This window comes from Micrococcus sp. KBS0714, assembly GCF_002008305.4.
GTDB lineage: Bacteria > Actinomycetota > Actinomycetes > Actinomycetales > Micrococcaceae > Micrococcus > Micrococcus luteus.
Map to the genome: position 1 here is coordinate 959,559 of NZ_CP042169.1, position 14,111 is coordinate 973,669.

General features: G+C 74.7%; 10 protein-coding genes. All 10 read left to right on the forward strand.

Annotation, left to right across the window (positions count from 1 at the left end; translation table 11 throughout):
• Window positions 1-30: 30 nt before the first annotated feature.
• The gene (locus tag B1A86_RS04400; protein WP_078026053.1) at window positions 31-801 is read left to right on the forward strand and encodes a hypothetical protein; all 771 of its coding nucleotides are present in this window, start codon (window positions 31-33) and stop codon (window positions 799-801) included.
• Window positions 798-2,993 carry a glycosyltransferase gene (locus B1A86_RS04405; protein ID WP_078026054.1) on the forward strand — a complete coding sequence of 732 codons (2,196 nt, stop codon included), beginning with the start codon at window positions 798-800 and terminating at the stop codon, window positions 2,991-2,993. The genes B1A86_RS04400 and B1A86_RS04405 overlap by 4 nt, the downstream gene beginning before the upstream one ends.
• A 97-nt stretch (window positions 2,994-3,090) precedes the next feature.
• Window positions 3,091-4,347, forward strand: a complete 1,257-nt coding sequence (gene wecC / locus B1A86_RS04410) for a UDP-N-acetyl-D-mannosamine dehydrogenase (RefSeq protein WP_078026055.1) — start codon at window positions 3,091-3,093, stop codon at window positions 4,345-4,347.
• A 49-nt stretch (window positions 4,348-4,396) separates the two neighbouring features.
• Window positions 4,397-6,202, forward strand: a complete 1,806-nt coding sequence (locus B1A86_RS04415; RefSeq protein ID WP_078026056.1) for a glycosyltransferase family 4 protein — start codon at window positions 4,397-4,399, stop codon at window positions 6,200-6,202.
• A 112-nt stretch (window positions 6,203-6,314) separates the two neighbouring features.
• Window positions 6,315-7,625 carry a nucleotide sugar dehydrogenase gene (locus B1A86_RS04420; protein WP_070708851.1) on the forward strand — a complete coding sequence of 437 codons (1,311 nt, stop codon included), beginning with the start codon at window positions 6,315-6,317 and terminating at the stop codon, window positions 7,623-7,625.
• Window positions 7,622-8,245 carry an acyltransferase gene (locus B1A86_RS04425; RefSeq protein ID WP_070708850.1) on the forward strand — a complete coding sequence of 208 codons (624 nt, stop codon included), beginning with the start codon at window positions 7,622-7,624 and terminating at the stop codon, window positions 8,243-8,245. The genes B1A86_RS04420 and B1A86_RS04425 overlap by 4 nt, the downstream gene beginning before the upstream one ends.
• Entirely contained in the window at window positions 8,238-9,341 is a 1,104-nt protein-coding gene (locus B1A86_RS04430) for a DegT/DnrJ/EryC1/StrS aminotransferase family protein (RefSeq protein ID WP_070708849.1), read from the forward strand. The genes B1A86_RS04425 and B1A86_RS04430 overlap by 8 nt, the downstream gene beginning before the upstream one ends.
• Window positions 9,338-10,324 (forward strand): Gfo/Idh/MocA family protein, encoded by a 987-nt coding sequence (locus B1A86_RS04435; RefSeq protein ID WP_070708848.1) that lies wholly within the window; start codon window positions 9,338-9,340, stop codon window positions 10,322-10,324. The genes B1A86_RS04430 and B1A86_RS04435 overlap by 4 nt, the downstream gene beginning before the upstream one ends.
• Window positions 10,321-11,940: a glycosyltransferase family 4 protein gene (locus B1A86_RS04440; RefSeq protein WP_223247530.1), complete on the forward strand. Its 1,620-nt coding sequence runs from the start codon at window positions 10,321-10,323 to the stop codon at window positions 11,938-11,940. The genes B1A86_RS04435 and B1A86_RS04440 overlap by 4 nt, the downstream gene beginning before the upstream one ends.
• Window positions 11,937-14,069, forward strand: coding sequence for a hypothetical protein (locus tag B1A86_RS04445; protein ID WP_078026058.1), 2,133 nt, complete (start codon window positions 11,937-11,939; stop codon window positions 14,067-14,069). The genes B1A86_RS04440 and B1A86_RS04445 overlap by 4 nt, the downstream gene beginning before the upstream one ends.
• The last annotated feature ends 42 nt before the right edge of the window (window positions 14,070-14,111 follow it).

Here is a 14,111-nt window from a genome sequence, read left to right on the forward strand (position 1 = left end):
ACTCCACCGGGACACCGAGGAACAGTTCTGATGCCAGCTGGGAAGTCCATCCGTCGGGTCGCGCGCGCGGGCGCTCGCCTGCTGCCGCCCGAACAGCGCCGTCGGGTGCGCCGCACCGGCGGCGCGCTGCTGCGCAGGCTGCCGCCGCAGGTGGCCGAGGAGGTCCGCGGCGTGTTCGGCATCCGCTGGGGCGACCGTCCGGCGCACGCCCGGCCGGCCGACGCCCTGGGCCTGGCGGGCGGTCCGGCCCGCACCCGCCCCGGCAGCGCCTCCCTCACCGGCCGCGGTGCGGCCGCCGTCGGCGCCGATCCGGAGGCCGCGGCCCGTCTCGAGCGGGTCCTGGGCCTGGCCGACACGTCCCGCACCGAGCGGGGCGGGCGGGCCGTCGGCGTCGTCGCCGCCCCGGACGTGCGCGCGGCCCTCGCGGCCGCCGGGCACCGCGTCGTGCCGCTCGTGCCGGGCACCGCGGCCGCGGTGGCCGAACGCGTGGAGGCCGTCGTCGTGGATGTGGACGGCGTGGACGGGCCGTGGGCCGGGGCCCTCGACGCCGCCGGCGCGGCCCTCTACCTCGAGCTGCGAGGTGCCGTGAGCGCGGCCGCCGCGCGCGGGGTCACCGTCTGGGTGCTCTCCCGGGGCCGTCACCAGCACCGGCTCGGGGCCCTCGCCCTGCTGCACGCCGAGGACGTCATCGTGGTCGAGGCCGGCGCGGACCGGACGCCGTTGCACTTCACCGAGGACCCGGGCGACGCGCCCCAGGGGATCGCCGACGTCCTCGCCGCCTGCCCGGAGGAGAGCGCATGAACACGCACCACCCCGACCGCCTGACCGACGCCGCCGGCGTGCGCGTCCTGCTCTACGGCGACGTCGACCTGAACGTCATCGACGGCTCCGCCACGTGGCTGCCCTCCCTGGCCGAGACCCTCGCCCGCACGGGTGCGAGCGTGGACGTCCAGCTCAAGGCCGTCGAACGCCGGGACCTGCTCACCGCTCCGCTGCGCGCCCTGACGGGGGTGCGCGTGCTCACCGCCGAGCCGGCGGCCGGGCAGGGGGGGATGACCCCCTCCCGCGCCGCGGACGTGCTGGCCCGCCGGGACGAGGAGTCCCGGTACGACGTGGTGCTCGTGCGCGGCATCCACGCCTGCCTCGAGCTCGCCGACCGCGGCGCCTTCCCGGGGCGGCTGTGGTCCTACGTGACCGAGTACGGCTACGTGGAGGACGGCTTCCCGGCCGGGCGCGTCGAGGAGCTCGGCCGCATCGCCGCGGCGAGCCGTCTGATGCTGGCCCAGACGCCCCAGGCTCGCGCCGTGCTCGAGGCGATGGTCCCGGCCGCCGCCGGGCGCACCGAGCTGCTCTCGCCGATGGTGCCGGACGGGCTCGTTCCGGCCGAACGCGCCGAGGCGCCCGCCGACGGCCCGGTGCGTCTCGTGTACACGGGCAAGTTCGCCCACGACTGGCGCACCGACCTCATGCCGGACGTGCTGACCGCCCTCCACGAGGCCGGCGTCCCGGCCACGCTCACGATGGTGGGGGACAAGGTCCACCCCGAGCGGGACCGGCCCGGCTGGGCCGCGGCGATGCGCTCCCGCCTCGAGGCCGAGCGGCCCGACTTCGAGTGGACCGGAGCGCTCTCCCGCGAGGAGTCCATGGCCCGCACCGCGGCCGCGGACGTCTCTCTGGGCTGGCGCGCCCCCGCCCTGGACCTCTCGCTCGAGATCTCCACGAAGGTGCTCGAGAGCTGCGCGGTCGGAGTGCCGCCGCTCCTGAACCGGACCGTGGCGCACGAGGAGCTGCTGGGGGCCGACTACCCCCTGTTCGTGGACGGGGTGAGGGACTCAGCCCGGGACGTGGCCGCCCGCATCGCGGCCGCCCGCCACGACCTGCCGGCCCTCTCGCGACGCGTCGTCGAGGCCGCCGCCCCCTACCGCATGGCCGCGCGCGCACGCGCCCTGACAGGCGTCATGGACCGGCTCGGTCTGCTCGACCGACGGCCCGCCCGCGGCGGGTCACGCACCCGCGTGGTCCTGGCCGGCCACGACCTGAAGTTCGCGGGCGAGCTCGTCGACCTGCTGCGGGACGACCCGGGCGTCGAGCTGCGCATCGACCACTGGCAGGGTCTGCACCGCCACGACGAGGCCGCCTCACGCCGCCTCGTCGAGTGGGCCGACGTCGTGGTGTGCGAGTGGGCGGGCCCCAACGCGGTCTGGTACGCCCGCCACAAGCGGCCCGGCCAGCGGCTCGTGGTCCGCCTGCACATGTTCGAGCTGCGCGGCGGCTGGCTCTCCGCGCTCGAGACCGAGGCCGTGGACCGCCTCGTGACCGTCTCCGATCTCTACCGGGACCTGGTGCGCGAGCATCTTCCCATCGAGCCCACGCGGGTCACGGTGATCCCCAACGCCGTGTCCGTGGCGGACCTGGACCGTCCCGGCCTGCCCGGTCGCCGGTTCCGGCTCGGCCTCGTCGGCGTGGTGCCGTTGCGCAAGCGCCTGGACCGGGCCGTGGACCTGTTGGAGATCCTGCGCGCCCATGACGAACGGTTCACCCTGCACGTGCGCGGCCGCATGCCGTGGGAGTACCCGCACGAGTGGCGCAAGCCCCTCCAGCGCGAGGGCTACCTCGACCTGTTCGCCCGCCTCGGCGCCGGTCCGCTGCGCGAGGCCGTCGCCTTCGAGCCCTTCGGGGCGGACATGGGCTCGTGGCTGACGAAGATCGGCTGGGTGCTCTCGCCGTCCACCACCGAGAGCTTCCACCTCGCGCCCGCCGAGGGCATGGTCTCGGGCGCGGTCCCGCTCGTCTGGGACCGGCCCGGCGCGAGGGGCGTGTTCGGCGACGAGTTCGTGCTCGACGACACCGACGCCGCGGCGCGGCGGGTGCTCGAGGCGGTCGCCGACGACGCGCGGTGGGACGCGCTCTCGGCCCTGGCCCGGGAACGGGTGCGCGCGTACGACGAGCGCGTCGTGGCCGGCCTGTGGCGCGAGGCGCTGGGGCTGGACTGAGGCAGGCCGGGCGACGGCGGTAGGGTGGGACGCGTCCGCCCCCGCCCGCCGGTGCCTGGGGCCGCCGCCGTGAACCATTCCCCATCGAGGAGACCCCGTGAAGAAGATCGAGACCGTCGCCGTCATCGGCCTGGGCTACATCGGCCTGCCCACCGCCGCCATCCTCGCCGAGAACGGCGTGAGGGTGCTCGGCGTGGACGTCTCGGACCGCACGGTGGACGCCGTGAATGCGGGCACGGTGCCCTTCGTGGAGCCGGACCTGGCCGGGTTCGTCGCGCGCGGCGTCGAGAAGGGCCTGCTCAGCGCCTCGACGACGACGCCGGCGGCGGACGCCTACATCGTCGCCGTGCCGACCCCGTTCAAGGACGGACACTCCCCGGACCTGGGCTACATCGAGGCCGCCGCCCGCGGCCTGGCCCCGCAGCTGACCGGCGACGAGCTCGTCATCCTCGAGTCCACCTCGCCCCCCGGCGCCACCGAGTACATGGCCGAGGTGATCTTCGCCGAGCGTCCTGAGCTGCGCGAGGCCGAGCTGGACTTCGCCCACTGCCCCGAGCGGGTGCTCCCGGGTCGCGTGATGGTCGAGCTCGTGACCAACGACCGGATCGTCGGTGGCTCGACCCGGCGCGCGGCCGAGCGGGCCCGCGACCTCTACCGCACGTTCTGCGAGGGCGAGATCCTGCTGACGGACACCCGCACCGCGGAGATGGCCAAGCTCGTGGAGAACTCCTTCCGCGACGTCAACATCGCCTTCGCCAACGAGCTGTCCGTGATCTGCGCCGAGCAGGGCATCGACGTGTGGGAGCTCATCGAGCTCGCTAACCACCACCCCCGCGTGAACATCCTGCAGCCGGGCCCCGGCGTGGGCGGCCACTGCATCGCCGTGGACCCGTGGTTCATCGTGGACGCCGCCCCGCAGACCGCCCGGCTGATCCGCGCGGCCCGGGAGATCAACGATGGCAAGCCCCAGTGGGTCATCGACCAGGTCAAGGCCGCGGCCTTCGACGTCCAGCAGGCCACCGGCCGCGCTCCGGTCGTCGCCGCCCTCGGCCTGGCCTTCAAGCCGAACATCGACGACCTGCGCGAATCCCCGGCCCTGAACATCGCGGCCGAGCTGGCGGGCCAGTTCTCCGGGTCCGACGTGCTCGTGGTCGAGCCGCACGTGACGGAGCTGCCGGCCGCGCTGCAGGGCAAGGACAACGTGCGCCTGGTCGCGGTCGACGAGGCCCTCGAGGCCGCCGACATCGTGGTGCTGCTGGTGGACCATTCCGCCTTCGCCGACCTCGGCGACCGCGTGGCCGACAAGCGCGTGATCGACACGCGCGGCCAGTGGCGCACCGACCCGTCCCTCTGACCTTCCGCGGCCCGCGCCCCGCCCGCCCCGCCGACAGGAGCCCGCACCGATGACCGCACGCGAGCGCCCCGCGCCATCCCGCCGCCCGCTGCTGCGGTCCCTGGCCCTGACCGCCCAGACCGTCCGCGAGCACGTGACGGACGATCCGGTGCTGCTGGCCCTGCAGGTCTCCCGTCGGCTGCCGCCCGCGGCGGTGGGCGGGGCGGCCGGCATCCTCACCCGCCTGGGCCGGAACGGTGTCGTGCCCGCACTCGGCCACGAGATGCGGGGCGAGCGCGCGGCGGCCCTGGCCGCCCTCGGCGTGGACGAGGCCGGTCGGCCCGTCCGCGCGTCCCGTCCGGGGGCGGGGAACGTCCGCGGGCTGGTCCACCGGGCCGACGCAGCCCTCGGCATGGGCCGGCCCGACATCGCCGAGACGCTGCTCGGCAGCGTGCCGGAGAAGCGGCGCGGCGCGGCGTGGACGGCCGCCGCCGCACGCCTGGCGGCGCACCGCGGCGACCTGGGCGGCGCGGCCGCGCTCGCCGCGCGGCATCCCCGCAACCGTCATCTCGCCCGCCGCATGGCGGGGGAGCGGGACGCGTTCCGCGGGGTCGCCCCGACCGTGCCGACCGAGCCCGGCTACCGCCCGGTCCCGGGGCGGGTGCTGCACGTGCTGACCAACTCCCTGCCCCACACCGGCTCGGGGTACGCCCAGCGCAGCCACGCGATCCTCACCTCCCTGCGGGACGAGGGCTTCGATGCCGCCGCCGTGACGCGGCCGGGCTACCCCGTGCAGATCGGCGTGCCCTGGGCGGCACAGCGGGATGTCGTGGACGGGATTCGCTACGCCCGGCTGCTGCCGGCGCGGCTCGCCCAGGGCCAGGCCGCCCGCATCCAGCAGCACGCCGAGCTGCTGGCCGCGCACGTGCGTCGACACCGTCCTGCCCTGCTGCACACCACCACGCACTTCGTGAACGCGCTCGCGGTCGAGGCCGTGGCGCGGGCCTTCGGGATCCCGTGGGTGTACGAGGTCCGCGGGCAGCTCGCGGACACATGGGCGGCGGTGCGCGGTCCCGAGGCCCTGGCCTCGGAACGGTACCGGCTCTTCCAGGAGCGGGAGGCCGAGGCCGCCCGCCGCGCCGACGGGGTCGTGACGCTCGGGGCGGGCATGCGCGACCGCCTGGTCGCGGCCGGGGTGGCCGAGGACGCCGTCGTGCTCTGCCCCAACGCCGTGGGCCCGGCCTTCGTCGCCGAGCGGGTGGACCGCGACGAGGCACGCGCCCGGCTGGGCTGGGACCTGCCGACCGACGCCTTCGTGGTGGGCACCGTCTCGAGCCTCGTGGACTACGAGGGCCTGGACATCCTGCTGCGTGCCGCCGCGCGGCTGGCCCCGCACCGTCCCGGGTTGCGCGTGCACATCGCCGGCGACGGCGTCGCCCGGCCCGGGCTGCAGGCCCTGGCCGCGGAGCTCGGCATCGCGGAGCTGTGCGCCTTCCCCGGGCGGGTCGACCGCGAGGACGCGCGCCTGCACCACGCCGCCCTGGACGTGTTCACGGTCCCGCGCCGGGACCTGCCCGTCACCCGCGCGGTGACGCCGATGAAGACCGTCGAAGCCTCGGCCACCGGCCGGCCCGTCGTCGCCTCGGACCTGCCGGCCCTGGCCGAGCTCGTCGAGGACGAGCGGACCGGCCTGCTCGTCCCCGCGGAGGATCCCGCAGCGCTGGCCGCCGCCCTCGACCGGCTCGCGGGGGACCCGGCCGAGCGGGCGCGCCTCGGCGCGGCCGGCCGGGAATGGGCCCTGCAGACGCGCACCTGGGAGGCCAACGCGCGCCGCTATCGGACGCTCTACGACCGGCTCGGCGTCCACCCGCGCTGATACAGTGACGCGGGCGCCGGGTCTCCCGCACTCTCGTGTTCCGGAGGCCTCCTCGACGCCCGCCCGACGCTCGCCGCGTGGGGCCCGTGCACGGAAGGAAGACTGGACCCGCATGAAGATCGCCGTCGTCGCCCTGGGCAAGATCGGCCTGCCGCTGGCCGTGCAGTTCGCGAGCAAGGGACACGAGGTGGTCGGCGTGGACGTCAACGCCACCGTCGTGGACCTCGTCAACGCGGGGACCGAGCCCTTCCCGGGCGAGGCCCACCTGCAGGAGAAGCTCTCCTCCACGGTGGCCGACGGCCGCCTGCGCGCCACCACCGACTACGGCGACGCCGTCCCGGGGGCCGACGCCGTCGTGCTCGTCGTGCCGCTCTTCGTGGACGACGAGGCCCGCCCCGACTTCGGCTGGATGGACGGCGCCACCACCGAGCTGGCGAAGCACCTGACACCGGGCACCCTCGTCTCCTACGAGACCACGCTGCCCGTGGGCACCACCCGCACCCGGTGGAAGCCGATGCTGGAGGAGGGCTCGGGCCTGACCGAGGGGGAGGACTTCCACCTCGTGTTCTCGCCGGAGCGCGTGCTCACCGGCCGCGTGTTCGAGGACCTTCGCCGCTACCCCAAGCTGATCGGCGGCCTGACCCCGGCCGGCGCCGAGCGCGCCCGCGAGTTCTACGAGGCCGTGCTGGACTTCGACGAGCGTCCTGACCTGTCCCGTCCCAACGGCGTATGGGACCTCGGCTCTGCGGAGGCCTCCGAGATGGCCAAGCTCGCCGAGACCACCTACCGCGACGTCAACATCGGCCTGGCGAACGAGTTCGCCCGCTACGCCGGCGCGAACGGCATCGACATCTACCGGGTGATCGAGGCCTCCAACTCGCAGCCGTACAGCCACATCCACCGCCCGGGCATCGCCGTGGGCGGCCACTGCATCCCGGTCTACCCGCGCCTGTACCTGTGGAACGACCCGGCCGCGGACATCGTCCGCACCGCGCGCGCCGTGAACGCCTCGATGCCGGACTTCGCCGTGGACCTGCTCGCCCAGGCGCACGGCGACCTCGCCGGTCAGCGCGTCGTCGTGCTGGGCGCCGCCTACCGCGGCGGCGTGAAGGAGACCGCGTTCTCCGGCGTGTTCGCCACCGTGGGCGCGCTGCGCACCCGCGGCGCCGAGGTCACCGTGGACGACCCGATGTACTCGGACGAGGAGCTCACCGCGCTGGGCTTCACCCCGCACTCCTCCGGCTCCGAGGTCGACGCCGCGATCCTGCAGACGGACCACGCCGAGTACCGCGCCCTCACCCCGGCCGACCTGCCGGGCGTGCGCACCTTCGTGGACGGCCGCAACGTCACCGACGCCGACGCCTGGTCGGGAGTGACCCGTCGGGTCATCGGCCTGCCGCAGGACGCCGAGGCCGCCCGATGAGCGGGAACGTCTTCACCGCCGCCTCGGCCGACGTCGCCGAGGACGCCGTCCTCGGCGACGGCACCAAGGTCTGGCACCTCGCGCAGGTCCGTGAGCAGGCCCGCCTCGGCGAGCGCTGCATCGTCGGTCGCGCGGCCTACATCGGCACCGGGGTGGAGCTCGGCGACGACTGCAAGGTCCAGAACCTCGCCCTCGTCTACGAGCCGGCCCGTCTGGGCCGCGGCGTCTTCATCGGACCCGGCGTCGTCCTGACCAACGACACCTACCCCCGCGCGGTCAACCCGGATCTGTCCCAGAAGTCCGGGGACGACTGGGAGGCCGTGGGCGTCGACATCGGCGACGGCGCCGCGATCGGCGCGCGCTCGGTGTGCGTCGCGCCGGTGCGCATCGGCGAGTGGGCGCTGGTGGCCGCCGGTTCCGTCGTCACGCGCGACGTGCCGGACTTCGGCCTCGTGGCCGGAGTGCCCGCGAAGCGCATCGGCTGGGTCGGCCGCACAGGCCGCCGGCTGGAGGAGAAGGACGGCGTCTGGGTGTGCCCGGACACCGGCGAGACGTTCATCGAGCGGGACGGGGCGCTGCGCCCGGCCGAGCCCGCGCAGGAAGAGGAGAACCATGGCTGAGTTCATCCCGGCGGCGAAGCCGCTCATCGGCGACGAGGAGCGTGCGGCCGTGGACCGCGTCCTGCGCTCCGGCATGGTGGCGCAGGGCCCCGAGGTCGCGGCCTTCGAGGAGGAGTTCGGTGCCGCGATGGTGGACGGCCGGGCCTGCGTGGCCGTCAACTCCGGCACCGCCGGGCTGCACCTTGGCCTGCTGGCCTCGGGCATCGGCCCCGGCGACGAGGTCATCGTCCCCGCGTTCACGTTCGCCGCGACCGGCAACGCGGTCGCCCTCACGGGTGCGACCCCGGTCTTCGCCGACGTGGACCTCGACACGTACACCCTCGACCCCCAGGACGTGCGCGCCAAGGTGACGGAGCGGACCGCCGCCGTCATGCCGGTGCACCTGTACGGCCACCCAGCCCGCATGGACGAGCTCGAGGCGATCTGCCGCGAGCACGGCCTCCAGCTGTTCGAGGACGCGGCGCAGGCGCACGGCGCCCGCTGGAAGGGGCGCCCCGTGGGCACCTTCGGGGCGTGGGGCATGTTCAGCCTCTACCCGACCAAGAACATGACCTCGGGTGAGGGCGGCATGGTCTCCGTGGGGGAGGCGGACGTCGCCCGTCGCCTGCGCCTGTTGCGCAACCAGGGCATGGAGGTCCAGTACCGCAATGAGCTCGTGGGCTTCAACAACCGCATGACGGACATCCACGCGGCCATCGGCCGGGTGCAGCTGACCAAGGTCGGCGCATGGACCCGGCGCCGGCAGGAGATCGCCGCCCGCTTCGACGCCGAGCTGCGCGGGGTCACCGTGCCGACGGTGCTCGAGGGCGCCGAGCACGTGTACCACCAGTACACGGTCCGCCTGCCCGAGGAGCTGGCCGGGACGCGGGCGGACGTGCTCGCCCGCCTGAAGGACGAGTTCGGGGTCGGCACGGGGGTCTACTACCCGGTGCCCACCAATGAGCTGCCCTCCTTCGGCGTCGAGGCGGACCTGCCGAACACCCGCGTGGCCGCGTCCACCGTGTTCTCCATTCCGGTCCACCCGTCCCTGACGGACGCGGACGTCACGCGCGTGGTCGAGGCCGTCAACACCGTGGTGGCGGAGGCCGCCGCATGAGCGTGCTGCGCACCGGACTGATCGGCCTGGGCATGATGGGACGCCACCACGCCCGCGTGATGCGCTCCATCGAGGGCACCGAGCTGGTCGCCGTGGCCGACGCGATGGGTGATCCGCACGGCGTGGCGGGGGACCTGCCCCTCTACGACTCGGTCCAGGGGCTCATCGACCATGGCGTGGACGCGGTCATGTGCGCGGTCCCGACCGGCCTGCACGAAGAGGTCGGCCTGGCCCTGGCCGAGGCCGGCGTGCACGTGATGGTCGAGAAGCCGATCGCACACAGCACCGAGGCCGGCACCCGCCTGGTCCACGCCTTCGACGAGGCCGGCCTCGTCGGCGCCGTGGGCCACATCGAACGCTTCAACCCCGCCCTTCAGGAGATGCGTCGGCGGATCCAGGCCGGTGAGCTGGGCCGGGTCCTGCAGATCACGACCGTGCGTCAGGGCGGCTTCCCCGCCCGCATCGCCGACGTCGGGGTCGTCAAGGACCTCGGCACGCACGACATCGACCTGACCGCGTGGCTGGCGGACAGCCCGTTCACGCGCGTGGCCGCGGAGACCATGACCAACTCCGGCCGCGAGCACGAGGACATGGTGGTCGCCAACGGCCGCCTCGAGTGCGGGGCCATCACGAGCCACGTGGTGAACTGGCTCTCCCCGGTGAAGATCCGCCAGACCGTCGTCACCGGCGAGCTCGGCGCGTTCGTGGCGGACACCGTGCACGCAGACCTGACCTTCCAGGCCAACGGATCGGTCCGCACCCGCTGGGACGCGGTGTCCGCGTTCCGCGGCGTCTCCGAGGGGGACGTCACCCGTCTGGCGATCGAGAAGCCCGAGCCGCTGCACACCGAACACGAGGCGTTCCGCGACGCGATCCTCGGCGTCCGGCAGGAGCACGTGTCCATGGCGGAGGGTCTGGCCACGCTGCGCGTGGCCGAGGCGATGATCGCGTCGGCCCACACGGGCGAGAGCATCAGGCTGTGAGCGCAGGGGACTGGCGACGCCGCGCCCGCCGGGCCGTGCGCGCGGCGGCCCGACGGGCGCGAGCCCTGCCCGAGCCCGGGCCTCGCGTGCTGCGCGCGGTGTTCGACACCCTCCCACAGGACTCGGACGCCGTGCGTCGGCTCCGGGCGGCGGCCGCCCCGCCCCGTCGGCGCCGCACGTCGCCGCCCCGCCCCGCCGCGCCCGCGGGCGCCCACGGCGACACCCCGGGCTATCGCGGCTACCTGCACCTCGCCGACGTCGGGGACACCTACACCGCGCAAGAGGCATCGACGCTGCTGCAGCTCGAGAACGCCGCGCTCAAGCGGCGCCTGTTCGCGGAGCCGGCGCCCCCGCTGCCGCCCACGGGCCACGAGGACGAGGACCTGGCCGCCGCGCCGAGGCGGGTCGCCGACCACCTCGCACGGGCGGACGCCGCCGACCAGCTCGGCGACGACGCGCCGCGACACCTGGTCGTGGTGGGCGTGTACCCCACCCTCGAGAACCCCTACGGCAACGGCTTCGTGCACCGCCGGGTCAAGTACTTCCAGGCCGCCGGCGTCCGCGTCGACGTCGCGGTGATCGACCGGTCCGCCGAACCCCGCTCCTACGAGTATGACGGCGTCCACGTGCTGGTGGGCCGGGGCGCGGAGGCGGCCGAGATGCTGCGCACGCGGCACTACGAGTCCGTGGCGGCCCACTTCCTCGTCCGCTCCCTCTGGGAGCCGATCCAGGACGCGCTGGCCGGGCACCGCTTCTTCGTGTTCATGCACGGCTTCGAGTCGCGCCGGTGGATCCGGACCGTGCGCAACCACCGGACCCAGGGGCAGGTGGACGACGCGATCGTCGACACCCTGGAACGCCAGCGCTTCTGGCGCGAGGTGCTCGAGCACCCGCACGGCCCCGAGCGGTTCGTCTTCGTCTCCCGCTGGTGGCGCCGAGCGGCTCAGGAGGACATGGAGCTCGTCTTCCCGGGGCAACGCACGGCGATCGTGCACAACGTGATCGACACGGACCTGTTCCGCTTCGTGCCCAAGGACCCCGAGCAGCGCTTCCGCGTGCTGTGGGTCCGCTCCGCGGCGAACCTCAACTACGGCGCGGACCTCGCCGTCCGGGCCCTCGAGCGCCTGCGGGACACGCCCCTGTGGGACCGCATGCAGGTCACCGTGATCGGCGACGGCAAGCACTTCGGCCTCTTCGAGGCGGCCTTCGCGGACGACGCGAACGTCACGGTGGAGCGCCGCTACGCCGTCCAGGAGGAGATCGCGGCCCTGCACCGGGAGCACGGCGTGTTCCTGGTGCCCACCCGGCTCGACTCCCAGGGCGTCTCGCGGGACGAGGCGATGGCCTCCGGGCTCGTGCCCGTGACCAACGACGCCGGCGCCGTCCGGGAGTTCGTGGACGAGGACTGCGCGATGATCGCCGGCGTCGAGGACGTGGCCGGGCTGGCCGACGGCCTGCGACGGCTCATGGAGGACCCGGACCTGTTCCTGCGGATGTCCCAGGCCGCGGCAGCCCGGGTCCGCGCCCAGACGTCGCCGGAGCACACCGTCGACCACGAGATGGCGTTGATGGGTCTGGCGGCGGGCCCGGGCGGGCGAGGGGAGGAGAACGCGTGAGCACCGTGCTGCTGCTGACGACCGGCACGGGCCCGGCGGAGGGTCTGCTGCTGCAGGATCTGCGGGACAGCGGCCACGTGGTCGACGTCCTCGACGTCGCCTCGCACGCTTGGCTGCGCCGGCGGCCCGGCCTTGCCCCGGCCCCGCTCTACCCGTGGACAGGCACCCACGCCCTGCGCGCTGCCGGCGCCCAGATCGCGCGCGAGATGCGCCGGGTCACGGCCGCGGGCGCCTACGACGCGATCCTCGCCTCCGGGCTCGGCGCCGCGGGCTTCGCCGCCCGGCATGTGGAGGAGGAGTTCATCCCCCTGCTCCGCCGCGGCGACCTGGACTTCTCCGCGGCACGACGGCACGCCGAGGAGGACTTCGCAGCCCTGACGCGGGCGGTCGACCGGCTGTTCCTGGCCGACGAGTGGGAGTTCGACAAGGCCCTGTCCAAGGGCTCGCGCAGCGCCCACCTCCGGCATCCGCGCGTCGGCCTCGCGCCGCAGACGCTGGCGCCGCTCGCGGCGGAGGCCGAGACGCCGCGCGTCGTCGTCCTCCATCCGGAACACGTCGACGCCGATCGCCTCGCCGCGCAGATGGAGGCGCTCCAGACCGCGGTGGACACGGTGCCGGGCGCCTCGCTCCGCAGCCTCTCGGCCTCCGCCCTCTACCGCACCCGCGACCTCGCCGCAGGACGCGCGTTCGACGCGGTGGCGGCGACCCGGCTCGGCGGCGCCACGCACGTGGTCCTCGTGGGCTCGTCGCGCGACCACGCGGCCGTCGGTGAACTCCTGGTCGGCACCGGCTTCGCGGAACGGCTGGTGGTGGAGGACACCATCGGCTCGGGCGCGTGGGCCGCGGGCCATCCGGGCGTGCGGACGGGGCGCGGGCTGCGCCTCGTCACGGAGCTCGCCGCGGCCCTGCACGGGGGGCCCGAGACTCACTCCGCCGTCGACACCGTCGACGGCGGCACCACCGACCTGCTGTCTGCCTACCGCGCCGCGATGACCGGTCGCGTGGACCGGACGTTCGAGGACCTCGCCGTGCTCCGGCACGACGGCCCGCTGGACGTGTTCTTCTCCACCTCGCCGCTCGAGGACCGCACCGACGGGGCCCGTCCCCAGCGGGTGCGCAACATGAACGACGCCCTCTCCGAGCCCGCCGCGGCGCTGCGGCTCTCCTCCGTCCCGGGTGTCTTCGACCGGCGGCTCCGGGTCCTGGACGAGGCGCTCGCCGCCGGCCGTCCCCTCGGACTCCTCTACGGCGAGAATTCGACGTCGCCGATCCCGGTCGACCGGGTGACCGCCGCCCTCGCGGACGTCATGGCCCGCTTCTCGGCCGGTGGCGGTACAAGCGTCTGGTTCGTGCGTGACCTGCACTGGCTGGACGAGATCGACGGGTACCTCGAGGACGCCGACGCGCGGCGCGACGTCCAGGAGCGTGGGCTCGCCGAGTTCGACGCGATGGCGGAGGCCGCGTACCGGCTGGCGGCTCCGTCTGCGGAGTCCGGGGCGGGCTTCGACGCCCTGCTGGCCCGGCACGGCCGCGGGCCCGTGGACTGGCTGCCGCTGCCGCCTGCCGTGTCTCCGGCGAACACCGTCCCCGCCGACGCCCCGGCGATCGGCGAGGAGGGCGTCACCCTGCTGTACGCCGGAGGCGTGGGCGGGATCTACGGCCTGGGCCAGTACCTCACCGCCGTCGGGACGCTCGACCCGCAGGTGCGACTCGACTTCGTCGTGCGCGCGGGGGAGCGTTCCGTGCTGGAGGACATGCTGGCCGAGCACGGCCTGGCAGACCGGCCCGGGCTGCGGATCACCACGGTCCCGCTCGAGTGGTACGTCCCCGCGACGAGGACCGTGGTGGGCGTGGTGCTGCTGGGCGGCAAGTACGCCCGGTTCAGCTTCCCCTACAAGACCATGTCCCTGATCGAGCGCGGCTACCCCGTGCTCTGCTTCGCGGACATGGGGATCGCGGACTTCCTCGAGCGCAACCGCGTGGGCCTCGGCGTCGCGCGCTCCTCGGAGGCGATCCGCGCCGGCATCGTCACGCTCGTGCGGGACGGGGCGCCCGGCATGGCCGAGGCCCAGCGCTCGCAGTCCTGGGCCGTCCGGGTGGCCACCGCCCGGGCAGCTCTCGAAGACTGAGTCCCGGCCCCACCGGGGCGCCCGGCACGGGCCCGCGGCGGA

Bases quoted from the DNA above. Each gene is read 5' to 3' on its own strand.
- B1A86_RS04400 (WP_078026053.1), top strand. From the start codon at position 31: ATGCCAGCTGGGAAGTCCATCCGTCGGGTCGCGCGCGCGGGCGCTCGC.
- B1A86_RS04405 (WP_078026054.1), top strand. From the start codon at position 798: ATGAACACGCACCACCCCGACCGCCTGACCGACGCCGCCGGCGTGCGC.
- B1A86_RS04415 (WP_078026056.1), top strand. From the start codon at position 4,397: ATGACCGCACGCGAGCGCCCCGCGCCATCCCGCCGCCCGCTGCTGCGG.
- B1A86_RS04420 (WP_070708851.1), top strand. From the start codon at position 6,315: ATGAAGATCGCCGTCGTCGCCCTGGGCAAGATCGGCCTGCCGCTGGCC.
- B1A86_RS04425 (WP_070708850.1), top strand. From the start codon at position 7,622: ATGAGCGGGAACGTCTTCACCGCCGCCTCGGCCGACGTCGCCGAGGAC.
- B1A86_RS04430 (WP_070708849.1), top strand. From the start codon at position 8,238: ATGGCTGAGTTCATCCCGGCGGCGAAGCCGCTCATCGGCGACGAGGAG.
- B1A86_RS04435 (WP_070708848.1), top strand. From the start codon at position 9,338: ATGAGCGTGCTGCGCACCGGACTGATCGGCCTGGGCATGATGGGACGC.